Source organism: Actinomyces bouchesdurhonensis (assembly GCF_963540955.1).
In the GTDB taxonomy this organism is placed as follows: Bacteria; Actinomycetota; Actinomycetes; order Actinomycetales; family Actinomycetaceae; genus Pauljensenia; species Pauljensenia bouchesdurhonensis.
In genome coordinates, this window is the sequence record NZ_CAUTSL010000041.1 from 1 (window position 1) to 21700 (window position 21700).

Here is a 21700-nt window from a genome sequence, read left to right on the forward strand (position 1 = left end):
CCCTACCACAACACCTGGGACTAACCCCAGCAACACGAAATGTCCTATAACCCAAATGCGAAGAGCCGGTTATGTTGAGAGCTTTCGGCCTGCTAGTACGGGAAAGTCGGTGTTGGAGGTGGTTGTTTCATCGCGTGCCTGTGCGTGGTCCCTTGATCTGTCGCGGTGGGGCTTGGGCAGGTCGTTTGCGGCGACGGTATCCACCGTGTCAGGCCGCTGGCGCGCCACTGGCGCGCCAGCGGCTGCGCTACCGGCGGTGCTACCGGCCGCGCTACCGGCGGTGCTACCGGCCGCGCTACCGGCGGTGCTATGAGTGGTAGTGCATGACTCCCGCCCGGCGAGCTATCCTACGAATGTCGCATGCAATTCCCCCAACACCGCGCCACACCACGCAACCATATCGTTGGAATTGCAACGTTTGCGGACACTGTTGAAAGTTCATTCAATCGAATTGCATGCGAAACTGCTCCGAGCGCGCTAGCTGCCTGCGTTCCTCGCCGCGCACGTGGGCCCGATGGTATGCGCGTGGGTTCGACACCTCGCACGTGGACCCTCTAATCCGCACGTGGGCCCTCTAATCCGCACGTGGGCCCGATGGCACGCGCGTGGGCGGCGCCCTGGCGCATATCTAGGGGTTTGCGTGCGTGTCGCGGGGCTAACGCGCATGTTCAGCGGTTCATGTGCGAGCGACACACCAGGCCAGGCGCCGTTGCGTCCACAACGCAGACCACCTCGCCCACGACACCCCGTTGTCGGCGTTTGTCACCGAGGTGGTTTGCGACGTGGGCGCCGCCCCGAACCGCGCCCTCACCGACTGCAAGCGTGGGGAATTGCGCTACACGGGGACCCGTGCGTGACTTGCCTGCCGATGACATCGCCACCAAACGGGGGGAATTGCACCATTAGAGGCGCGACACGCCGGCGACACGCCGAAGAGAGGCTTCTAATGCTGCAAAACCCCCACCATTACCCCTGGCCTGGCTTGGTCTGGTTTTGCGGACCGGGTGTTTTGAGGGTTGTTGGTTGTTATTAGTGGTGTTGCGCCCATTGGCGTGCGTATTGGTTGGGTGAGAGCCAGCTTAGCGCGCTGTCGTGGCTCTCAGTGCTTGACGGCGACAGCGAGGCCGTCACCGACGGGTAGCAGCGTGTGCCCGAATTCCTCGGAGTCGCGCAGGTAGTTGACGACCTCGCGGGCGACGACGGTCCGCGCCTCGCGGCGAGCGGGATCGGCGACCTGATCGTGCCACAGGGCATGCATGTAGGCGAATCCGGTGTGCGCGTGCTGTGATGAGCTGTGTCATACTTTGCGCGAATGACGTGCTCTCGGGTCTGCGTGGGGACGCTGATGTGCATGGCCCGTGCCAGAATTGGGGCAGCTAGCAGGAAAAGAAAGGGGATAAGATGCACGGTTCCGACGGCGGGCTGAGAACTCTCGTGTCTTCCTGTGTTGCCCTTGGAGTTGATTGTGCACGCGTGACGGATAGTGAGCGCGCGCAAGTTGTGGAGGCCATCCCGTTTGAGGTAGAGACGCAGCGACTGCGGCAAAAGATTCTCGCTGGTGACGATCCCCTGGGAGAGATGTTCTGTGCCCTTCGCTCATCGAGTGACAGGCGAACAGCAGGTCAGACGTTCACGCCGCTCGAAATCGTTCAGTCGATGATGAACTGGGCGCAAGGCAGGGCTACTCCCTCTCGTGTCGTGGACCCCGGAACTGGATCGGGGCGTTTCATTGTGGAGGCCATGAAACGTTTCCCTCATGCGAAAGGAATTGCAATTGACACCGATCCCATTGCTCTTCTGATGGCGCGAGCGAACGCTCACGTGTGGGGTGTTGATGATCGGATTGAGTTTAGACTTGCTGACTATCGAGACACCGTTATTGAAAAGATCGATGGCCTCACCCTCTATATCGGAAATCCGCCATACGTTCGTCACCATGAGATTCAGCCACGATGGAAGGAATGGTATGCTGCGACAGCTCAAGAGCTGGGTGTTCCATCCTCAAAGCTTGCAGGTTTGCACTCGTACTTCTTCTTCGCGACTGCGAAGTATGCTCAGCCGGGCGACATTGGTGCATTCATTACCAGCTCCGAATGGCTGGATGTCAATTACGGGGTGTCGTTGCGACGGTTGTTGCTCAGTGCTCTGACGCTTGAAGAGATACATGTCTTTGATCCGACGTCGCTTCCATTCGCAAATACGCAGGTCACGGGTGTCATTACATGTTTCGCATGCGGTGACGCCTCCGACAGAGTTCTTATGAGTCGTGTGGACTCCTCGTCTGGCCTTGGGTGCCTTGGTCAGGGAATTGGCGTTAAGCGCGCTGTTCTTGAATCCAGTCCGCGTTGGTCGTCGATTGGCCGTTCCCGCAAGAAGCATCCGCAAGGATTCGTGGAATTGGGAGAGTATTTTCGTGTGCATCGGGGGACTGTGACGGGAGCAAATCGAGTGTGGGTTGTTCGCAAGGATGACGTCGATTTACCCGAATCAGTACTTTATCCGTCAGTGACGAAGGCGCGTGAACTCTTTGCATCCGGGAATCAGCTGACATCCTCCTCGCACCTGAAGTGCGTCATTGATATTCCGCTTAATTACGATTCTCTCGATGAGGATAGCGTCGATCGCATTGAGCGTTATATTGCTCATGCGCGTCGTGTTGGTGCGGATCAGGGCTATGTCGTTCGTCATCGCAAGGCATGGTGGAGTGTTGGCCTATCTGCCGACGCGCCTATCCTTGCCACGTACATGGCGCGTCGTCCCCCACGATTCGTTCGTAACATAGTGCGGGCGCGGCACATCAATGTCGTCCATGGGCTGTATCCCCGAGAGAATTATTCCGATCATGAGCTTGCCATGTTCCTTCACTTTTTGAATCGTAATGTTGAACTATCCGACGGGAGAACGTACGCCGGAGGTTTAACTAAGTTTGAGCCAAAGGAGATGGAGCGCATCATGATTCCGAGTCTTGATTTCCTCAGGGAAGGAGCGTGTGATGGCGCGTCAGAGTATGCCACTAGTTTGGTCGCGTGCTCAGCTTGAAATAGACGTCGATCGTTCGATCAGTGAGTTCAAAGAGAGACGTATTACCGAGCCGCACGCCGGGTATATTTCCGATTTTGAACATTATTGCGTCTATGTGCGTAACTTGCTTGAAGATAGCGATAATTTGCTAAATCTTTCATCGGTGGTGCGTCACTATCTGTTAGATGAGGATAAGAGGTACGCGCTGCGTTATCTTGCGTCACCTTTCATCAGTGATGATGATCTCAAGGTTCTTGCCGACGTTAAGTTTTCGGTAGCTGCGTTCGATAGTGACCCGGATGCCGCTGAGCGCGTAGCTCATGTGATTCGTGCGAGCATTGACCCTTGGCGTTTTCCCTGGTTTCGAGAGGGTAGGACGCCTACTGATGAAGAGCTGCGCATCGCTGTCGTGTCGTCAACGGCAATTATCGCGTCCAGTAGATCGCAAACCCGTCGTCGCTCTGAAGCGAAGGACCGCCAGGAAGGCGACATTGCTCAGGCTTTGCAGGACGCGGGACTTCGCAAGGTCAGGCGGCGAACCGTTGACACGCCCTATCGTGCGCCCGACATCGGTGAGTTCTGTATGGAATCGGTGCTGGGAGGGCACAAGGCAGACCTGATTGCGCGCCTGTACGACGGCAGGATTTTGGCCATCGAAGCGAAGGTGTCACATTCTGCGGTCAATAGTTATAAGCGCGTCAATCACGATACGCTCGCAAAGGTCACCGGATGGCTCGTGCAGTTTGGTACACACGGTGTGGTCCCCGCCGCTGTTCTTTCTGGTGTCTTCAAGGTTCAAAATCTTCTCGAGGCGCAGCAATCGGGCCTGTCACTGTTCTGGAGTCACGACCTCGATCAATTACAGGACTTTATTCGCCTCACTTGGGAGGCATAGACCGATCAGGGACGTCGCACGACCGAAAGGGGAACGGACAGCGCTGTCGCGGTTCTCAGCGCTTGACGGCGACAGCGAGGCCATCACCGACGGGTAGCAGCGTGGGCACGAATTCCTCGGAGTCGCGCAGGTAGTTGACGACCTCGCGGGCGACGACGGTCCGCGCATCGCGGCGAGCGGGATCCGCGACCTGATCGTGCCACAGGGCATGCACGAAGGCGATCGTGCCACCAGGGCGGAGGATTCGCACGGCATGATCCAGATACTGAGGAGTCTCATCCAAATCACCGTCGAGAACAACCATGTCGTAGCCGCGTGCCGCCATGCGTGGAAGCACATCAAGGGCCCGCCCAGCGATGAGGCGTGTCCGGTGGGAAGACAGGCCCGCGGCGATAAAATTGCGGCGCGCGTGCCCGAGCAGCTCGGACTCGACATCAATCGTCGTCAGCACGCCATCAGGGGCCATGCCGTCCAACAGCCACAGGCCGGACACTCCCGCGCCCGTCCCCACTTCGAGGACTGCCCGCGCGCCAGACACGGCGGCCAGCATCCGCAAAGCGGCGCCGGTTCCAGAGGAGACGGGGGTAGCGCCCAGTTCGGATGCGACGGCGCGCGCGGCGGTCAGAGCATCGCTCTCCGCCACGTAGTCTTCGGTGTACACCCAGGTCTGGGCCTTATCCGCCATCACTGATCCTCACGTTGTTTCGGTCTCCTCGAAGCGGTGCGCCCACACGCGCCTCTCCACGCAACAGGGTACAGGCGAGGCGCGACCTGGGCGCGATGGCGCTCCGATTGCCCGCGAAAAACGCGATGAACCCCTGGCGCGTGCGTGCGCGAGACCCTCGAAAAGGAAAGAAGGCGACCCCCGGAACGGCTACGTTGCCCCGCACGAGCTGGCGTTGCTGGAGCGCCCCGATACCGCGGACGGATCCGCAAGCCGCAGTGGCCTCGTCAACCAGGACGATACCGCGAACGTGAGCGCGAGGGAACCTTAGTGCCGGAGTGGGGAGACCCCAAGCGGGCGACCCGCAAGGCCGCGGTTCACGCAGGACAGCTGCTTGGCGAGGGCAGTGAGCACCTCGGCGGCGGGACCGGTTGCGACGGCAACGGGTTCACCGCGGTCGCCGCCCTCACGCAGGGCGATGTCGAGGGGCACCTGGGCCAGCAGCGGCACCTCGTAGCCGAGCTGGGCGGTCAGGCGCTTGGACACGGACTGGCCGCCGCCCGCGCCGAAGATCTCCAGGCGTGAACCGTCGGGCTGGGGCAGGAAGGACATGTTTTCGACGACGCCGATGACTTTCTGGTTCGTCTGGGCGGCGATGGAGCCTGCGCGTTCAGCGACTTCGGCGGCGGCGACCTGCGGGGTTGTCACGACGAGAATCTCGGAGGTGGGTAGCAGCTGGGCGATCGAGATGGCGACGTCGCCCGTGCCGGGAGGCATGTCGATGAGGAGTACGTCCAGGTCCCCCCAGAACACGTCTGCAAGGAACTGCTGGAGGGCGCGGTGAAGCATGGGGCCGCGCCACACGACGGCCTGGCCGTCGGGCACGAACATGCCGATGGAGATGACTTTGACGCCGCCGGCACCCACGGGAGGGATCATCATGCCGTCGATGACCTGCGGGTCGTGGTCGACGCCGAGCATGCGCGGGATAGAAAAGCCGTAGATGTCCGCATCCATGACGCCGACTTTCAGGCCCTGGGCGGCCAGCGCGGCGGCCAGGTTCGCGGTCATGGAAGACTTACCGACGCCGCCTTTGCCGGAGGTGACGGCGATGACGCGCGTGAGGGAGTCGGGGCGGGAGAAGGGAATCTCACGCTCGGGGCGACCGCCGTTGAGTTTCTCGCGCAGCGCCTTCTTCTGGTCGTCGTCCATGACGCCCATTTCGACGCTAACGTTCTCGACGCCGTCGAGGGCGCCCACGCGCTCGGTGACGTCTTTCGTGATCTGGGTCCGTAGGGGGCATCCGGCGGTGGTGAGCAGGACCTTGATGGTGACGGACGAGCCGTCGATGGTGATCAGGTCGGGGGTCACCATGTTGAGGTCGGTGATGGGGCGACGGATCTCGGGGTCGATGACCTGGCCGAGGACTTCCATGACGGAATTGAGCGTGACTGGCATGGCCCCCACTCTACTGTTCGGTGTCCTCATCTTCTAGGGGACGAACGGCTTCGTCGCTCTCGTGCTCGCTCTCGGCAGATGCCTCGTTTAACGAGGCGTTGGCGGCGTCCGCAGCGATCTCGGCTCGTAGGTCTTCGAGCATGTCGCGCAGCTCAGAGCGCACGAAGTCGCGTGTGGCGACATCTTGGAGGGCCAGGCGCAGGCCAGCGATTTCTCGGGCAAGGTACTCGGTGTCGGCGAGGTTACGCTCGGCGCGAATGCGGTCCTGTTCGGCCACGACGCGGTCGCGGGCGTCCTGTCGGTTCTGCGCGAGCATAATGAGCGGGGCCGAGTACGAGGCCTGGGTTGAGAATGCGAGGTTTAAGAGGATGAAGGGGTAGGGGTCCCACGCGGAATCTTCGCTGATGCCCGCAAGAAGGAGGTTCGCGGTGATCCACGCCACGACGAAGATTGTCATGTAGAGGACGAAGCGGGGGGACCCCATGAAGCGGGCGGTAGCCTCGGCGAAGCGACCGAAGCCGTCGCCGCCACCAGAGGAGCGGCGGAAGAACCAGCGGCGCTTTTCGAGCGGGTTGTCCAGGCGATCAGCCATCGATGCTCCTTGCCATCATGCGGTCGGTCACGTCGTCGTCGAAATCTCGCCAGTCTTCGGGTAGCAGCTCGTCGAGCACGTCATCGACCGATACGGCACCGTGCAGGTGCCCATCCTCGTCGACGACGGGCAGGACTGTCAGGTTGTAGGTGGCCAACAGTCGCGTGACCTTCGCGATGTGCGCGTTGGGGTCCACGGCCTCAATGTCGCGGTCCAGGATCGTTCCGAGCAGAGTTTGTGGGGGTTCGCGCAGCGCCCGCTGAATGTGGACCATGCCCAGGTACTGGCCGGTCGGTGTTTCCTGTGGCGGACGGGCAATGAAGGCGACGGTAGCGATCGAGGCTGGGATGTCTTCGCGGCGCACGGCTGCGAGCATCTGGGCGACGGTCGCGTTGGGGGCGAAAATGATCGGTTCGGTGGTCATTAGTGAACCCGCCGTGGACTCGTCGTAGGTCATGAGGCGTCGCACGTCCTCTGCCTCTTCGGGTTCCATGAGGGCCAGCAGGGACTGCGCCTGCGCGGCAGGTAGTTCGGCGACGAGGTCTGCAGCGTCGTCGGGTTGCATGACGTCCAGAACGTCGGCGGCGCGCGCCGCCTGGAGAGCGGAGACTATCGCTACGCGGTCGTCGTCACCGAGCTCCTCGAGCACGTCGGCCAGGCGCGCGTCGGTGAGCTGCTGGGCGACCGCCATCTTGCGGTCGTGGGGCAGGGAGTGAATGAAGTCCGCTAGGTCAGCTGGACGCATGTCCTCCGTGTACTGCAGGAGCGCGGTGGCCGCCTGATTCGAATCGGTTTTAAGTAGGCCAGACACTTCGGAGACGTCCACCGTCAGGGTTTCGCCGCTGCGCGTGAAACCCAGCGATGAGGTGCGTACGCGTTGGACGTGCAGCGTGGAGATAACCCAGTCCTTGGGACGGCGTTGACGCATAGCCACGTCGAGGATACGCACCTGCCCGGAGCCGTCGTTCATGGTGACGACCCGGTCGAAGAGTTCGGACAGGACCAGGGTTTCAATGGGGCGCTGCGTGAATGAACGAATGTTGAGCAGGCCGGTCGTGATGACGGAACCGGATTCGATGGAGGTCACGCGAGTGAGCGGCAGGAAGACGCGCTTACGCGGCCCGACCTCGACGACGAAGCCGATGACGTTGGCCTCTGATTTCAGCCGAAAGATGACGACAACATCGTGAATCTTGCCGACCTGGTCGCCCAAAGGGTCGAAAACACCAGTGCCGGCGAGCTTTCCGATGTACACGCGGCGACCCTTGGTGCCAAGTTCAATAGATGCAACGCTCACCTAATCATTTTAGGCTGGTGACGTTGAATGCGTCGTAACGGAGAGCCGGTACCGGGTGGACAATGAGTCCCAGGTCACTCGGCTGTGGATGATTGGAGAGAGAATGCCCGTCGTGATGGAACCGAAGATGCCCACTGGCACCGAGGTGGCTTCCTACCGGACCTACGCGCAGGCGCGCGCGGGGGTTGACTTCCTGTCTGACAACGGTTTCGACGTTTCGTCGATCACGATCGTTGGAACGGACCTGCACATGGTGGAGCGGGTGAGGGGGCGTCTCACGATTGCTCGCGCGTCGATGTCGGGCGCGTCCAGCGGCGCCCTGTGGGGTGCTCTCGCCGGCATGTTTATGTCGGCTGGGAACAATGCGGGTGGTACGGGGCTGTGGGTCCTGGGCGGCATCGTCGTTGGCGCGCTCGCGGGCATGGCGTTGGCGGCTCTGGCGTTCATCCTGCGTGGGCGCAACCGTGATCTTGTTTCGTCGCAGCAGGTTGTGGCGCTGCGCTACGCGATCCTGGCTTCCGCTGACATTGATCGTGCTTTCACGCTTCTGCAGCGCACGCCCGGGAATATGGCTCGCCCCAAGCAGGCGCGTGAGCAGGCCACGCGTCCCCGCAAAGATCCCACCGGTTTTTTCCCCGATGGGCGACCGCGTTTCGGGGCGGCCACGCAAGATGGCGTGGTTCCGGGCGGGGACGCCCCGGCCTCGTCCCCGGAGGGAGACCAGACCGAGGCGCCCGATCAGCGCCCGTAAGAGCGCTTGACGTGGCGGGATGCGCTCGGTGCGCTCAGCGCCCCTGGACGCGCGCGATCCACGCTTCGACGTCGCTGATCGTGCGCGGAATGTCTTCGGAGATGCGCGTGACGGTGCCGTCGGCGTTCACCACGACATCGTCTTCGATACGCACGCCGATGCCGCGGTACTCTTCGGGGATCAGGAGGTCGTCGGCGCGGAAGTATAGGCCCGGTTCGATCGTGAAGACCATGCCCGGCTCCAGCAACGCGCCCTGGTAGAGTTCGGCGCGCGCTTTCGCGCAGTCGTGCACGTCCAGGCCCAAGTGGTGGCTGGTGCCGTGCGGCATCCAGCGGCGGTGCTGCTGGCCGGTGGTGGCCAGGGATTCTTCGGGGGTGACAGGCAGGATGCCCCACTCATGCAGGCGGGAAGCGATGACCTCCATGGCGGCGTCGTGCACGTCCTTGAAGTGGCAGTCCGGCTGGCCCGCGCGCGCCAGAGCTGCCTCGCAGGCGTCCAGGACGGCCTGGTAGACGCGGGCCTGGACCTCGGTGAAGTGGCCGTTGACGGGCAGCGTACGTGTGATGTCAGCGGTGTAGAGTGAGTCGACCTCGACGCCGGCGTCGACCAGCACCAGGTCGCCCTCGCGCACCTCGCCGTCGTTGTCGATCCAGTGCAGGGTGTTCGCGTGGTTGCCGGCGGCTGCGATGGTCTCATACCCCAGGCCGTTGCCTTCCTCGCGGGCGTTGGCCGCGAATGCGCCTTCGATGACGCGTTCGCCGCGGTGGTGGCCGACGGCTCGCGGCAGAACGCGGATGATGTCTTCGAAGCCGGCCTTGGTGACTTTGACCGCGCGGATCATTTCCTCGACTTCGAAGGTGTCCTTTTTGAGGCGGATTTCGGAGAGGTGTTCTTCGAGTGCTTCGTCGGCCTCGCGCGCGTCGTCTCCGAACGGTAGGCCCGCCTGGTTGCGCACTTCGTTGACCATATTTTCGATGTGGGTGTCAACGCCGCGAACGATGCGTAGGCTCACTTGGCCGACGTCCTTCGCCAGGGCGTCGCGTAGCGTGTCGATGTGGCGTGTTTCCAGGCCGGTCGCTGCGGATACCTCGTCGAGGGAGGGGCGTGCACCCACCCAGAATTCGCCGTAGCGCGGGTTGGCGTAGAACTCCTTGGAGGAACGTGACGCGCGTGGCTTGAAGAAGAGCAGGGCCGTGTGCGTGCCGTCCTCATTCGGTTCGAGCACCAGGACCGTGTCTGGTTCCTTCTCACCGCCCAGGCCCGACAGGTGCGCGAACGCGGAGTGCGCCCGGAAGCGGTAGTCGCAGTCGTTCGAACGGACTTTGTAGGGTCCGGCGGGGATGACGAGGCGTTCGCCGGGGAAGGGGAGTCCCGCTTTGAGGGCGCGTGCGTTCAGGAAGTCGGCGACGCGCTGGCGTTCGGGCAGCTGGGTTGGGCGCGGGGCCCACCCGGATCCGATGAACTCACGGAAGGCGGAGGACTGGGGCTGACGGGAGCGACTTTCGCCGCGATCAGCCATGGACTGGGATTCTTCTTCACTCATGGCGACCATTCTACGGTGTGGGGAGGGAAGGAAACCTTGCGCGTATGAGTGTGCTCCGGCCTCGTGCCCGGTGTGGGGGCGCGTGGGACGAGGCCGGGGCCGGGTCGGGTGCAGATCGCTCAGTCCTGGGGAGTGAGTTCCCCGGCGATGGAGCTGCCCATGTAGGTCGCGAAGTCAGCGCCCCGTTTGTCTTGTGAGAGCAGGAAGACGGTCTTGGCGTACAGGGCTTCCAGCGTCATGTCGTGGGCGCCGACCGCGCCGAGCTTGGCCAGGGCGTTGCCGGCCTCATAATGGCCGAGCATGACTTCTGCCTGGTAGCACTGGGAAGCGACGATAATCGGCACGTCGGCGTGTGCCAGCTCGTCGAGGACATCCACCAGGCCCGGTTCGGAGGCTGGAATGTTACCCACACCGAAGGTGCGCAGGATGAGCGCGTCCGGGTGGGGCGTCGTCATCGCGCGCAGGCGGGCGGCGCTGATCCCGGGCACCACGTCGATGACGGCCACGTCCTGGCGCGTGTACGGGCTGGGATCCTGCCAGCCGGTACCGGGATGTGGAGGCCCGTACCAGCGCCACGGGGCGCCCGTGCGTGCCAGGGGTGACACGGACGGCGACTCGAAGCCTCGGAACGCCCACGACGAGGTCTTGGTGGCGCGGTTGCCCGCGAGGAGCTTGTGGCCGAAGAAGAGCATGACGCCTTGGGCGTGTGGTGAGATTGCGGCGCGCAGCGCGCCCGTGACGTTCGCCGAGGCGTCCGACCCGACGACACCGAGTGGGTACTGGGAGCCGGTCAAGACGACCGGCTTACCCAGGTTCGCCAGGGCGTAGGACAGCGCCGCGGCTGAATAGGCCATCGTGTCCGTGCCGTGCAGGACTAAGAAAGCGTCGGCCTCGCCTGCGTGCGCGTTAATGTCGTCGATGATGGCCTGCCAGTCCTCGGGGGTGGCCTCCGAGGAGTCGATGAGCGGGTCCAGCGTTGACATTGAAATGTTCGACGCCAGTTCGATGCCCTCCAGCTGGGATCCGAACCAACCCTGCAGGTCAGCGCCGGGGCGCAGACCCTCCGGGGAATCGACCATGCCGATGGTTCCGCCGGAGTACGTGACGTGAAGACGCATGAGAGTACCCTTCGTTTTACTCGCCGGTGACCAGGGTCTCGTCACCCTGGAGGGAAGCTGCGGCCTCGTCGGTCAGGTTGCCGACGCGCCCGCGCACGTAATACCAGCCGACGACCATGAGGATGACGATCACAGCGAAGAGCACGAGGGGCCAGCGGCCCGACTCGGAGGTCACGTTGGAGGCGACGACCACCGTGAAGAAGAGCAGCGCCAGGTAGTTGGTGTTGGGGGCGCCCGCCATGCGGAACTCGGGACGCTGCTCTTCGCCGCGCTTGACCTTGCGCAGGAACGCCAGGTGGGAAATGAGGATCATTGCCCAGGTGTCGGCGATGTCGATGCCCGCCAGATCCATGACGATGTTGAAGGCTTTTGTGGGAACGAATGCGTTCAAGAGAACGCCCAACGGGCCGAGCGATGCGGTGATGATGATGCCGCCTGAGGGGACATGGTTCTTGTTGAGGCGGGAGGTGAAGCGCGGCCCCTCGCCCACGAGTGCCATCGAACGCAGCGTGCGACCGGTCGCGTACAAGCCCGCGTTTAGGGAGGACAAAGCAGCCGTCAAGACGACAACCTGCATGATGTCATCCGCGTGGGGCACACCGATGCCAGAGAAGAATGTCGTGAAAGGGGAGTCTTCCGATGAGTAGGCGTTGTTGGGCAGCGCGGGGCCGCCCTGGGCCAGACGGCCGCCGGCACCCAGGAACAGGCCGGTGCCGATCGACCCGCCGATCGCGATCATTTGGATGTGACGGTTTTTCAAAGCCTTGTTATACCCGGCATCACCCGCGTCGGCGGCGGTGGACACCTGAGTCTGATCCTTGTCAGACACGCAGTACTCCAATCAGTGTTGAGGGGACCGAAGAGCCGTGCGCAGCCAGTTTCCTACAGTGATCGACGCCTCGCCGGAGGTGGACGGATTCTCAAAAACTGGCTGTGGCCAGCGAAATAACGTGCGCGTGACGTTGAGTGCGCGCTGAAAATTCAAGGGATTGTGCCAGGGCCGGGCGCGCTCGCGGGTCGTGCCTGCACGAGGCGGTGGTGTGACCGGATTAATGCGGTAGTCTCAGATGGTGAAGCGAATTGATCCCCATACTCATAGCGCTTACTCGGATGGAACTGACACTCCCGCGCAGCTCCTTGCTATCGCCGCGCAGGCCGGACTCGACGCGATCGCGTTAACCGACCATGACACGACGGCCGGGTGGAACGAGGCCGTCACTGCGGTTCCTGCCTCGGGCGTCAGTCTTATCCGGGGTGCCGAAATGTCGTGCTCTGCCTCGGGTATTACCGTGCACCTGCTGGCCTACCTCTTCGACCCGACCAACCCCGGCCTCGTCGAAAATTTCCGACGAACTCGCGAAGACCGCGAAACCCGAGCGCAGCGAATGGTGGCAAACCTGGCCGCCGACTACCCGATTACGTGGGAGGACGTTGTGTCTTTCGCGCCCGTTGGCGGCCCTGTCGGGCGCCCGCACATCGCTGACGCGCTCGTGGCCGCCGGAGCCTTCCCCGACCGCAGCGCAGCTTTCGTCGAGGCCCTGCACCCCTCCGGCCCCTACTACGTTCACCACTGGGCGCCCGACCCAGTCGAGGCTGTGCGCTGCGTGCGCCAGGCCGGGGGAGTTCCCGTCCTGGCCCACCCTCGTGCCCGCAAGCGCCAGCGCCTGCTGCCCGAGGCCACGATCGCCGACATGACGGCGGCCGGACTCTTCGGCATCGAGCGCGACCACCGCGACCATGGACCCGAGGACCGCGCCGACGTCGAGCGCATGGCCCGCGATATGGGCCTGGCCGTCTTCGGTTCCTCCGACTACCACGGCACCGGTAAACCCAACCGCATCGGTGAAAACACGACCAACCCCGACGTGATCGCTGAGGTCGTCGCGCAGGGCTGCATCGAGGTGGTGCGCCCGTGAGCATTTTCGACGTCGCGCTCTTCGCCACGGCTTTCACCACGCTGACAGTCATCATGGACCCGGTCGGCACCGTGCCGATCTTCCTGGGGCTCACCTCGCGCTACTCCCAGCACCAGCAGCGGCGAGCTGCCATCCAGGCAACCTCCGTATCCTTCGGCGTGATCCTCACCTTCGCGATCCTGGGCGGACAGATCCTGCGTCTTTTGAGCATTTCGATGGAAGCCCTGCAGCTTTCCGGCGGCGTCCTGCTCTTCCTCGTCGCCATGGAACTCCTCATGGGCACCGACTCTTCGACCCCCGATACGGGAGACGAGGGCGTCAACGTTGCGCTCGTACCACTGGGGACGCCGCTCCTCGCCGGGCCCGGATCCATCGTCGCCGTCATGGTTGCTGTCGGGCAGGCGGGTGTGAACGTCGGCTCGTGGATTGCTGTTGTGGTTGCAGTGATCCTGGCGCACGTCGTCATGTGGTTGACGATGCGGTTCTCGCTTGTTCTGTCTCGCTTGTTGGGACCCGGCGGCATCATGCTGCTGACCAAGATTTCAGGTTTGTTGTTGGCGGCAATTGCGACGCAACTCATCATGGAGGGTATTTTCAAGTTTATTGCGTCAGCGCAGGGGTGATGACCTGCCCGAATGTTCGTTACTTACCGAGTATTTTCCTTAAATTTCTACAGTTTGTGCAGCCTACGGGGGTGTGATTTTAAGAAAAGTCTTCGGAATGGTCAGGAAGTGTTGTAGGGTAAGGCTCAGCACCCTGAGATGATGCGCCCCGCATCAGTCAGGGTCGAGCATTCATCCCTCATCACATCCTCTTCAGGAGACATAATGAAGAAGACGACTTCATCGCTGTTCGCCGCCAGTGCAGCGCTCGGCATCATCGCCGCCTCTGCTGGTGTCGCGTTCGCCGCCGAGACCCCCATTGGCGATCCTGTGAAAGATAACCCGAGCGTCAGCCAGCCCACTCCAGCCCCTTCTGTCCCCGCGTCCCAAGAACCCACCCCCGGTGGTTCGACCCCCGGTGGTTCGACGCCCGGTGGTTCGACCCCCGGTGGTGAGACCCCTGGTGGTGAGACGCCCGGTGGTGAGACCCCTGGTGGTTCGACGCCCGGTGGTTCGACCCCCGGTGGTGAGACCCCTGGTGGTGAGACGCCCGGTGGTGAGACGCCCGGAGGTGAGGTTCCCAGCACTGATCAGCCTGACACTTCGGCCCCCGGAGCTGAGCCGGGTACCGGTTCTAACGGTGTCGCAGGTTCACGCGTGAGCGCCCGCGGTCAGGTTTCTCCCGGCAATGGCCTTTCCCCTGTGAGTGCGCGTCGCGGTATTCAGGGTGTGGGCGCACCCGCGGAGGGTTCTGCTGCGGCCAACTCGACGCTGGCGAACACCGGCTTCTCCTCCCTCGCTGCGGGCGCAGGTGTCATTGCGCTGGCTGGCGGCGTGACCCTCGTGATCGCTCGTAAGCGTCACTGAGGCGTAGTTGTCTGACAAACGTTGTGGGTCTGCTCGCTTTGAGCGGACCCACAACGTGTCTAGTTTGCGCAGCTCGGCACTGATTTGTGCACGAATGTGCAAACATAACCCGCAGATTTGCAACGAAAACCAGGTGTTTCGCCTTGAAATGATATGCGCGTCACATGCACAATGGGGGTACCGAAAGTCACCATGAATTGAGCCCTCATGATGAACCGGTGATGGAAAGTGGCACCGCTCCATCGAGGGGTGCCACTTTCCTGTATATGCGCCCCCGCGGGCAGTGCCCCCGCAGGGGCGCACCCCCGTTGCCTCGTCCTTCGTGTCGGCTGCCTATGCCGTGCCCTCTGGGGTGTTGGGGTCTCGAGACCGTGCAGCGTCTTCCCTCTCAGAGTGTTGTTCCTGTTGTCATCGCGGAACGCGCGCGGGTCTTCGCGCAGGTCCGACCGCGTGTGGGCTGGTAGGGGAGTGTGAGGGTTGGGTCTTTAGTCATGGGGTCTATCCAGGTGGTGTAGTCGGTCACGTGGGCGGGGGTGGTGAATCTCCCAGAGGGCGGTCACAACAGGGAATTAGCTGCTCGGATCGGTAATCTCTAAGGTGAGGCCCGATCCCTATCCGGGACTCGCCGCTTGGCGGGAGGGCGTAGACACAAAAAAGGAAGTCATATGACGCTGGATCTGACGCAGTCGCTGCCCTCGCACGTGCGTGCGACCTCCGGGCGCCCCGTTGAAGACTCGACTCTGATGGAGGTGTGGCAGGGTCTGTCCGCTGCCATCGTTGATCAGATCGCTGACAACTGGGCCGCCACCACCGAGCGTTATGCCAAGGGCCGTCAGGAACACTACTTCTCCGCCGAGTTCCTCATGGGCCGCGCCCTGCTCAACAACCTCTCGAACCTCGGCCTCGTCGAGAAGGCTCGCGAAGCCCTCGCCGCCTACGGCCTCGACCTCGGTCAGGTCCTCGAAGAGGAACCGGACGCCTCCCTCGGTAACGGTGGCCTCGGCCGCCTCGCCGCCTGCTTCCTCGACTCCTGCGCCACCCTGGACTTGCCCGTGCGCGGCTACGGCATCCTCTACCGCTACGGCCTGTTCAAGCAGCTCTTCGACAACGGCTTCCAGACCGAGCATCCGGACCCGTGGATGGAGGAGGGCTACCCCTTCGTTATCCGCCGCGAAGAGCGCTCCCGCATCGTCTCCTACGCCGACCTGACCGTTCGCGCCGTCCCCTACGACATCGCGATCACCGGTTATGGCACCAAGAACGTGGGCACCCTGCGCCTGTGGAAGGCCGAACCCATCGAGGAATTCGACTACGACGCCTTCAACTCCCAGCGCTTCACCGACGCCATCATCGACCGTGAGCGCACCATGGACATCTCCCGCGTCCTGTACCCCAACGACACCACGTTCGAGGGCAAGGTCCTGCGCGTGCGCCAGCAGTACTTCTTCTGCTCCGCCTCCCTGCAGGAGATCGTCGAGAACTACGTGCGTCACCACGGCGCCGACCTGAATGGCTTCGCCGAGTACAACGCCGTCCAGCTCAACGACACGCACCCCGTCCTCGCCATCCCCGAGCTCATGCGTATCCTCATGGACGAGCACGGCCTCGGCTGGGAAGAGGCCTGGGCGGTCGTCTCCAAGACCTTCGCCTACACGAACCACACGGTTCTGGCGGAGGCCCTCGAGACCTGGGATATTCACATCTTCGACCGCCTGTTCCCGCGCATCGCCGAAATCGTGCGCGAGATCGACCGCCGCTTCCGCATCGACATGGCCGAGCGTGGCCTCGACCAGGGCACTATTGATTACATGGCCCCCGTCTCGGGCAACACCGTGCACATGGCCTGGATCGCCTGCTACGGCTCCTACTCAATCAACGGTGTCGCCGCCCTCCATACTGAGATCATCAAGCGTGACACCCTCAAGGAGTGGTACGCGATTTGGCCCGAGCGCTTCAACAACAAGACCAACGGCGTGACCCCGCGCCGCTGGCTCAAGCAGTGCAACCCCCGCCTGGCTGCCCTCCTCGACGAGGTCACCGGCTCCGACGCGTGGGTCCGCGACCTCACCGAGCTTTCCAAGTTCACCGAGGCCGGCACCGACGACGTGCTCAAGCGCCTGGGCGAGATCAAGCACGCCAACAAGGTCGACTTCGCCGCGTGGATCAAGGATCGCGAGGGTGTCGAGATCGACCCCGACTCGATCTTCGACGTTCAGATCAAGCGTCTGCACGAGTACAAGCGTCAGCTGCTCAACGCCTTCTACGTCCTGGACCTGTACTTCCGCATGAAGGACGACCCGACGCTGGACACCCCCAACCGCGTGTTCATCTTCGGCGCGAAGGCTGCCCCCGGCTACATCCGCGCCAAGGCCATCATCAAGCTCATCAACGCCATCGCTGAGCTGGTGAACAACGACGAGGACATCAACGGCCGCATCAAGGTCGTCTTCGTCCACAACTACAACGTCTCGCCCGCCGAGCACATCATCCCCGCCGCCGACGTCTCCGAGCAGATCTCGATGGCCGGCAAGGAGGCCTCGGGCACGTCCAACATGAAGTTCATGATGAACGGCGCCCTCACCCTGGGTACCCTGGACGGCGCGAACGTTGAGATTCTCGAGGCCGTGGGCGCGGACAATGCCTACATCTTCGGCGCGACCGACGATGAGCTGCCCGAGCTGCGTCGCCACTACGACCCCCGTTGGCACTACGAGAACGTCCCCGGTCTCAAGCGCGTCATTGACGCCCTGACTGACGGCACGCTCAACGACAACAACTCGGGTTGGTTCTACGACATCCGCCACTCGATCCTCGAGGGCGGCTACGATCCAGCCGACGTGTACTACGTCCTGGGTGACTTCGCTTCCTACCGCGAGACCAAGGACCGCATGGCCGCTGACTATCGCGACCAGAAGGCTTGGAACAAGCGCGTGTGGGCGAACATCTCCCGCTCCGGCCGCTTCTCCTCGGACCGCACGATCTCCGACTACGCTCGCGAGGTCTGGCACATCGAGGGTGAGCCGATCGCCTGACGCATTCGCGTAGGAAAGGCCCGGAACCGCACGGTTCCGGGCCTTTCTCCGTGTCTGGAAACGTGCGAGTGTGTCAGCATGTGACTGAACTGTATTAGTGGGTTGACACAGTTTGGAAACTGTGTCATTGTATTAGTGTATTAATACAGCAAGACAGGAGGGACACATCGATGCGCATCGATGACACCCGCCCCATCTGGATCCAGCTGGCCGACAACTTCCGCGCCCGTATCACTGACGGCACGTGGAAGCCCGGCCAGAAGATCCCCTCCGTCCGCGACCTCGCCATCGAGGCCGGCACCAACCCCAACACCGTCCAACGAGCCCTTGCCGCCCTCGACGACGAAGGACTCACCGTCCCCAAGCGGACGGCCGGACGATATGTCGCCACCGACGACACTGCGCTCCGCGTCCTCCGCCAGGAGGATGCGCGCGCAGCGGCCGACGCCTTCATTCGCGCCTGCCGAGCCCTCAGCGTCGACCGCGACGGTGCCCACAGCCTCGTCACCGAGCGCTGGAACGCGGACCTGTAAACCAGGAGGACAACTCTCATGACCACCCAACCCACAGGCGCGAGCGCGGCCGGCCCCGGCCTCGTCGAGGTCACCGGCCTGACGAAGAGCTACCGCTCGACCCCCGCCCTGCGCGACTACAACCTGAGCCTCGAATCCGGACACATCGTGGGCCTCATGGGCCCCAACGGCTGCGGAAAGACCACGCTGCTCAAGATCCTCGCCGGAGTCCTCTCCGACTACCAGGGAACCGTCACCATCGACGGGCACGCGCCCGGCGTCGCCACCAAGGCGATCGTCTCCTACCTGCCCGACGCCGATTTCCTGAACACCGACTGGACCGCGGCGGACGCGATCCGCGTCTACTCCACGTTCTTCGCCGACTTTGATACCGACAAGGCCGCCTCGATGGTCGACTTCTTCGGACTGCCCACCGACCGCCGCCTCGGCCAGATGAGCAAGGGCATGGGGGAGAAGCTACAGATCAGCCTCATCATGTCCCGGCGCGCCCGCGTGTACCTACTCGACGAGCCCATCAGCGGCGTCGACCCGGCGACGCGCGACGTCATCCTCGACGGCATCCTGCGCGAATTCGACCCCGCCTCGCTGCTCATCATGTCCACCCACCTCATCTCCGACATCGAGCACTTCGTCGACTACGCGCTCTTCATGAAGGACGGACAGGTCCTTCTGCAGGGCGACGCCGACGATCTGCGGGCCACCCACGGCGATTCCCTCGACGCCATCTTCCGGAAGGAGTACCGCTGATGTACGCCAAACTGCTTGCCTACGAAATCCGGTCGCGTGCCGTCGTGGACGGGCGTTCCTTCGGGGCGTTTATCGCTGTGATCGCGGTTGCCTCGGGAATCGTCGCCGCGGGGCTGCCGGGGATCAGCGGCTCCACCGCGGTGCTCGCCTACGCGCTGTGCGCGCTCACGCCGGTCGCCTGCGCGATCGCGGCCCTGGCCGACTACTGGAAGACCCTCTACGGGCAGCGCGGCTACTTCACGATGAGCCTGCCGATCTCCGGAAAGGTCGTCTTCTGGGCGAAGAACACCCGCATCATGATCGAGTGCCTTCTGGCCCTCGCACTGGCCGTCGGCGGAATCCTCGCCGTCGCTTCGGCCGCCGCGTGGAGCGACGGCATTAGCCTCGCCGATTACACGGCCGGACCGCGTTCGCTCGTGGCCGGAATGCCCACCTTGACCGTGGTCCTCATAATCGCCGCGCAGCTCATCCTTGCGATGTCGTGGGTCGTGCAGGCCTGCGCCGCCATGACGATCGGCGCGGAAGGACGCTTCAACCATCTTGGCTTCGGCGCGCCCATCATCGGTTTCGTCCTGGTGTACATCGTGAACCAGGTGCTTTCCACGGTTGGCACGTTCTTCCTCCCGCTGTCCGTCACGACTGATGGCCACTTCTCCACAGAGATTATGTGGGCCTCGTACCGGGCGACGATGGGAACCGACGGCCCCCCGAACGTCATCGGCATCGGCTCCTATGTTCTCGTGCCCCTATTCGCCCTGATCCTGGGCGTGTGGGCCTCCCGTTCGATTGAGAAGCACACGTCCTTGCGCTGATGGCGTGATGCGCTGAGGAGCAGTCGGCGGTGGGATAGGGTTATTGCATCCGATCCCGCCGCCGACTTGTCCGTGAGGAGCGCAGATGACAGCCGAGGGACCCCGCTTCGGGGCCACACCCCAGAACCCCGACCTGCTGCGGTGGGTGGGCATTCAGGTCCTGCTTCTTGTCCTGGCTTGGGTGATCGGTATGGTCGTGCGGCGCCTCCTAGCCTCGCGCATGACGATGTCCACGGCCTCGGCGACCCTCACCGGCCTGGGCGGCCTGTGGGGCGGCCTCCTGGTCGCAGGCTGGATCTTCTCCTCCTCCGACATGCGGCGCCCAGCGATGATCGGCGTGGCCGCGGCGGTGGCCCTCGTCGTGGTCGTCATCGTCTCCCTGATCGTCGCGTACCTGCATCCGCGCCCCGGCCTCGACCCCATCGCCGAGGTCGCCAAGCGCGGCGAATCCGACTCCCTCGAATTCAAGTCGAGCGCCCGCTGGAACATGCGCGCCGGCAAGCGCGACGACGCCATGGAAACCGTCATCGCGAAGACGGTCGCCGCGTTCATGAACTCCGGCGGCGGCACCCTCCTCATCGGCGTGGACGACGACGGCCGGCTCATCGGGCTGGGCCCCGACTACGCGACCCTCAAGACCCCGGACGCCGACCGCTTCGAGCTGTGGATCCGCGACCTGTGGGGCCAGCGCCTGGGCACCAACGCGGCCGCGCTGCCCCTCCTCGACTTCGCCGAGGCCTCGGACCCCCAGGAGGGCTACGAACGCCAGGAGGTATGCCGGGTGACGATCCCGCCGTCCACCCGTCCCGTGTACCTGAAGGGCCCCAAGGGCAAAGGCGAGGCCGAGCTGTGGGTGCGCGTCGGCAACTCGACGCGGCGCCTCGAGGTCGCCGACGCCGTGCAGTACGTGGCTACGCGTTGGCCCGAATCCGTGCGCGTCTCGCCGCTGACCCGCATTCGCCTGTTCTTCACGCTTCGTCGCCACCGCGACACCCCCGCCCGCCTGCCGCGCGTTGTCGAGCGCGTCCTCACGGAGCGTGCGAAGCACAGTGGCGGGGCGTCTGAGGGGGAGTAGGTCGCGTTAGACTGGCCCGAGGAGCTCAGAGAGGAGAGTAGGCATGCGCCTGCGCAAGACCCTGCCCGCGGACATCAAGCAGATCATCGCGTCCGGTGACGTCGAGGCTGTGGCTCAGGCGGTCGCGCGCTGCGAGATCGGCGCGTACCTGCGGGGGTCCGCCTACGAGCCGAGGCTCATGCATTTCCCTGCTTCCGAGGAGATCACGGACTTCCTGCTGGCACGCGGCGAGGACATCAACTCGCGTGACCGGTATCAGCGCACTCCGATTCACGCGCGCGTGCAGTCGCGGTGCCTCGATCAAATCCCGCTGTTGATCGCGCGCGGAGGCGACATTAACGCCCGCGACACCTCCGACCAGACGGCGCTGTTCGGCGTCGTCGAGCGTTTTCCCGTCGCCGACGTGTCGCAGATGATTGCGTGGGGCGCGGATCCGCTGGTTGTTGCCGACTCGAGGGTGTACGGGAAGGCGACGCTTGTGGAGAGCGTGGTGGCCTGGCACAACTTCCTGGACACGCCGCGCGCGCTCGCGGTGATTCGGCTGCTCCTGTCCGTTGGGGCACCCGTCGGCGAGCGTGTGTCGACCGCACTGCGGTCGATGGATCGGATGCGCTGCACGTTCATCACGCACGGTCTGCCGGAAACGATTTCTCAGGCGACGTTCGACGAGGCCTCGGCTGCGTTGTCGGAGCTGTGCGCGCTGTTCGGGGTGGAACAGCGCGAGGCGCAGCGCGCGCCTGTCGTGGGGGAGCGGCTGGAGCTGGATCCGTCCGTGCC

19 protein-coding genes and 1 pseudogene are annotated in these 21700 nt (G+C 63.5%); 12 read left to right on the forward strand and 8 right to left on the reverse strand.

Translation table 11 applies throughout. The features are described from left to right. Positions 1-1099 precede the first annotated feature (1099 nt). A pseudogene (locus tag RYL44_RS07465) lies at positions 1100-1264 on the reverse strand (methyltransferase); the annotation flags it as partial. A gap of 209 nt (positions 1265-1473) precedes the next feature. Between RYL44_RS07465 and RYL44_RS07470 the strand changes: the two are divergent. Together RYL44_RS07470 and RYL44_RS07475 are read left to right on the forward strand one after the other, a co-directional pair. Continuing rightward, positions 1474-3039, forward strand: coding sequence for an Eco57I restriction-modification methylase domain-containing protein (locus tag RYL44_RS07470; protein ID WP_276739549.1), 1566 nt, complete (start codon positions 1474-1476; stop codon positions 3037-3039). Next, positions 2993-3916: a XamI family restriction endonuclease gene (locus RYL44_RS07475; protein WP_314975578.1), complete on the forward strand. Its 924-nt coding sequence runs from the start codon at positions 2993-2995 to the stop codon at positions 3914-3916. The genes RYL44_RS07470 and RYL44_RS07475 overlap by 47 nt, the downstream gene beginning before the upstream one ends. A 55-nt stretch (positions 3917-3971) precedes the next feature. Here RYL44_RS07475 and RYL44_RS07480 read toward each other — a convergent pair whose 3' ends face one another. The 4 genes from RYL44_RS07480 to RYL44_RS07495 form a co-directional block, all read right to left on the reverse strand. Beyond that, complete coding sequence (locus RYL44_RS07480; protein ID WP_073982793.1) at positions 3972-4601, reverse strand: O-methyltransferase; 630 nt, start codon at positions 4599-4601, stop codon at positions 3972-3974. Between the two features lie 306 nt (positions 4602-4907). Then, positions 4908-6038, reverse strand: a complete 1131-nt coding sequence (locus tag RYL44_RS07485; RefSeq protein ID WP_314975579.1) for an Mrp/NBP35 family ATP-binding protein — start codon at positions 6036-6038, stop codon at positions 4908-4910. 10 nt (positions 6039-6048) lie between these two features. Continuing rightward, a complete protein-coding gene (locus RYL44_RS07490; protein ID WP_314768550.1) occupies positions 6049-6630 on the reverse strand; it encodes a DUF1003 domain-containing protein in 582 nt (193 codons plus the stop codon). Then, the gene (locus RYL44_RS07495) at positions 6623-7927 is read right to left on the reverse strand and encodes a magnesium transporter MgtE N-terminal domain-containing protein (RefSeq protein ID WP_073982790.1); all 1305 of its coding nucleotides are present in this window, start codon (positions 7925-7927) and stop codon (positions 6623-6625) included. Before RYL44_RS07495 ends, RYL44_RS07490 begins: the two co-directional genes overlap by 8 nt. 103 nt (positions 7928-8030) lie before the next feature. Between RYL44_RS07495 and RYL44_RS07500 the strand changes: the two genes are divergently transcribed. Further along, positions 8031-8678 (forward strand): YflT domain-containing protein, encoded by a 648-nt coding sequence (locus RYL44_RS07500; RefSeq protein WP_314975580.1) that lies wholly within the window; start codon positions 8031-8033, stop codon positions 8676-8678. Positions 8679-8712: 34 nt separating this feature from the next. Here the strand turns inward: RYL44_RS07500 and RYL44_RS07505 are convergent, their stop codons facing one another. The 3 genes from RYL44_RS07505 to RYL44_RS07515 form a co-directional block, all read right to left on the reverse strand. Continuing rightward, on the reverse strand, positions 8713-10221 hold the full coding sequence (locus tag RYL44_RS07505) for an aminopeptidase P family protein (RefSeq protein WP_314975581.1): 1509 nt from the start codon (positions 10219-10221) through the stop codon (positions 8713-8715). 119 nt (positions 10222-10340) lie between these two features. Then, positions 10341-11339: an asparaginase gene (locus tag RYL44_RS07510; protein ID WP_314975582.1), complete on the reverse strand. Its 999-nt coding sequence runs from the start codon at positions 11337-11339 to the stop codon at positions 10341-10343. A gap of 16 nt (positions 11340-11355) precedes the next feature. Continuing rightward, complete coding sequence (locus RYL44_RS07515; RefSeq protein WP_314975583.1) at positions 11356-12168, reverse strand: amino acid permease; 813 nt, start codon at positions 12166-12168, stop codon at positions 11356-11358. A gap of 238 nt (positions 12169-12406) precedes the next feature. Here RYL44_RS07515 and RYL44_RS07520 point away from each other — a divergent pair, with 238 nt between their 5' ends. From RYL44_RS07520 to RYL44_RS07560, 9 genes are all read left to right on the forward strand, one after another. After that, positions 12407-13255 (forward strand): PHP domain-containing protein, encoded by an 849-nt coding sequence (locus tag RYL44_RS07520; RefSeq protein ID WP_314806389.1) that lies wholly within the window; start codon positions 12407-12409, stop codon positions 13253-13255. Then, entirely contained in the window at positions 13252-13878 is a 627-nt protein-coding gene (locus RYL44_RS07525) for a MarC family protein (protein ID WP_276739531.1), read from the forward strand. Before RYL44_RS07520 ends, RYL44_RS07525 begins: the two co-directional genes overlap by 4 nt. A 204-nt stretch (positions 13879-14082) precedes the next feature. Continuing rightward, positions 14083-14724 carry a peptidase gene (locus RYL44_RS07530; protein WP_314975584.1) on the forward strand — a complete coding sequence of 214 codons (642 nt, stop codon included), beginning with the start codon at positions 14083-14085 and terminating at the stop codon, positions 14722-14724. A 665-nt stretch (positions 14725-15389) separates the two neighbouring features. Then, on the forward strand, positions 15390-17756 hold the full coding sequence (locus tag RYL44_RS07535; RefSeq protein WP_314975585.1) for a glycogen/starch/alpha-glucan phosphorylase: 2367 nt from the start codon (positions 15390-15392) through the stop codon (positions 17754-17756). A gap of 170 nt (positions 17757-17926) precedes the next feature. Next, complete coding sequence (locus tag RYL44_RS07540) at positions 17927-18289, forward strand: GntR family transcriptional regulator (protein ID WP_314975586.1); 363 nt, start codon at positions 17927-17929, stop codon at positions 18287-18289. Positions 18290-18307: 18 nt separating this feature from the next. Further along, positions 18308-19036 (forward strand): ABC transporter ATP-binding protein, encoded by a 729-nt coding sequence (locus RYL44_RS07545; protein ID WP_314975587.1) that lies wholly within the window; start codon positions 18308-18310, stop codon positions 19034-19036. Beyond that, positions 19036-19848: a hypothetical protein gene (locus RYL44_RS07550; RefSeq protein WP_314975588.1), complete on the forward strand. Its 813-nt coding sequence runs from the start codon at positions 19036-19038 to the stop codon at positions 19846-19848. Before RYL44_RS07545 ends, RYL44_RS07550 begins: the two co-directional genes overlap by 1 nt. 85 nt (positions 19849-19933) lie before the next feature. After that, positions 19934-20923: an AlbA family DNA-binding domain-containing protein gene (locus RYL44_RS07555; RefSeq protein WP_314975589.1), complete on the forward strand. Its 990-nt coding sequence runs from the start codon at positions 19934-19936 to the stop codon at positions 20921-20923. A 43-nt stretch (positions 20924-20966) separates the two neighbouring features. Beyond that, positions 20967-21700: ankyrin repeat domain-containing protein (locus RYL44_RS07560; RefSeq protein WP_314975590.1), on the forward strand; the 734-nt coding region annotated here is incomplete at its 3' end.

Excerpts from the sequence above, each read along its gene's own strand:
- RYL44_RS07500 (WP_314975580.1), top strand. The coding sequence starts at position 8,031 with ATGCCCGTCGTGATGGAACCGAAGATGCCCACTGGCACCGAGGTGGCT.
- RYL44_RS07545 (WP_314975587.1), top strand. The coding sequence starts at position 18,308 with ATGACCACCCAACCCACAGGCGCGAGCGCGGCCGGCCCCGGCCTCGTC.
- RYL44_RS07490 (WP_314768550.1), bottom strand. The coding sequence starts at position 6,630 with ATGGCTGATCGCCTGGACAACCCGCTCGAAAAGCGCCGCTGGTTCTTC.
- RYL44_RS07555 (WP_314975589.1), top strand. The coding sequence starts at position 19,934 with ATGACAGCCGAGGGACCCCGCTTCGGGGCCACACCCCAGAACCCCGAC.
- RYL44_RS07505 (WP_314975581.1), bottom strand. The coding sequence starts at position 10,221 with ATGAGTGAAGAAGAATCCCAGTCCATGGCTGATCGCGGCGAAAGTCGC.
- RYL44_RS07535 (WP_314975585.1), top strand. The coding sequence starts at position 15,390 with ATGACGCTGGATCTGACGCAGTCGCTGCCCTCGCACGTGCGTGCGACC.
- RYL44_RS07540 (WP_314975586.1), top strand. The coding sequence starts at position 17,927 with ATGCGCATCGATGACACCCGCCCCATCTGGATCCAGCTGGCCGACAAC.
- RYL44_RS07550 (WP_314975588.1), top strand. The coding sequence starts at position 19,036 with ATGTACGCCAAACTGCTTGCCTACGAAATCCGGTCGCGTGCCGTCGTG.
- RYL44_RS07475 (WP_314975578.1), top strand. The coding sequence starts at position 2,993 with ATGGCGCGTCAGAGTATGCCACTAGTTTGGTCGCGTGCTCAGCTTGAA.
- RYL44_RS07520 (WP_314806389.1), top strand. The coding sequence starts at position 12,407 with ATGGTGAAGCGAATTGATCCCCATACTCATAGCGCTTACTCGGATGGA.
- RYL44_RS07530 (WP_314975584.1), top strand. The coding sequence starts at position 14,083 with ATGAAGAAGACGACTTCATCGCTGTTCGCCGCCAGTGCAGCGCTCGGC.
- RYL44_RS07510 (WP_314975582.1), bottom strand. The coding sequence starts at position 11,339 with ATGCGTCTTCACGTCACGTACTCCGGCGGAACCATCGGCATGGTCGAT.
- RYL44_RS07485 (WP_314975579.1), bottom strand. The coding sequence starts at position 6,038 with ATGCCAGTCACGCTCAATTCCGTCATGGAAGTCCTCGGCCAGGTCATC.
- RYL44_RS07480 (WP_073982793.1), bottom strand. The coding sequence starts at position 4,601 with ATGGCGGATAAGGCCCAGACCTGGGTGTACACCGAAGACTACGTGGCG.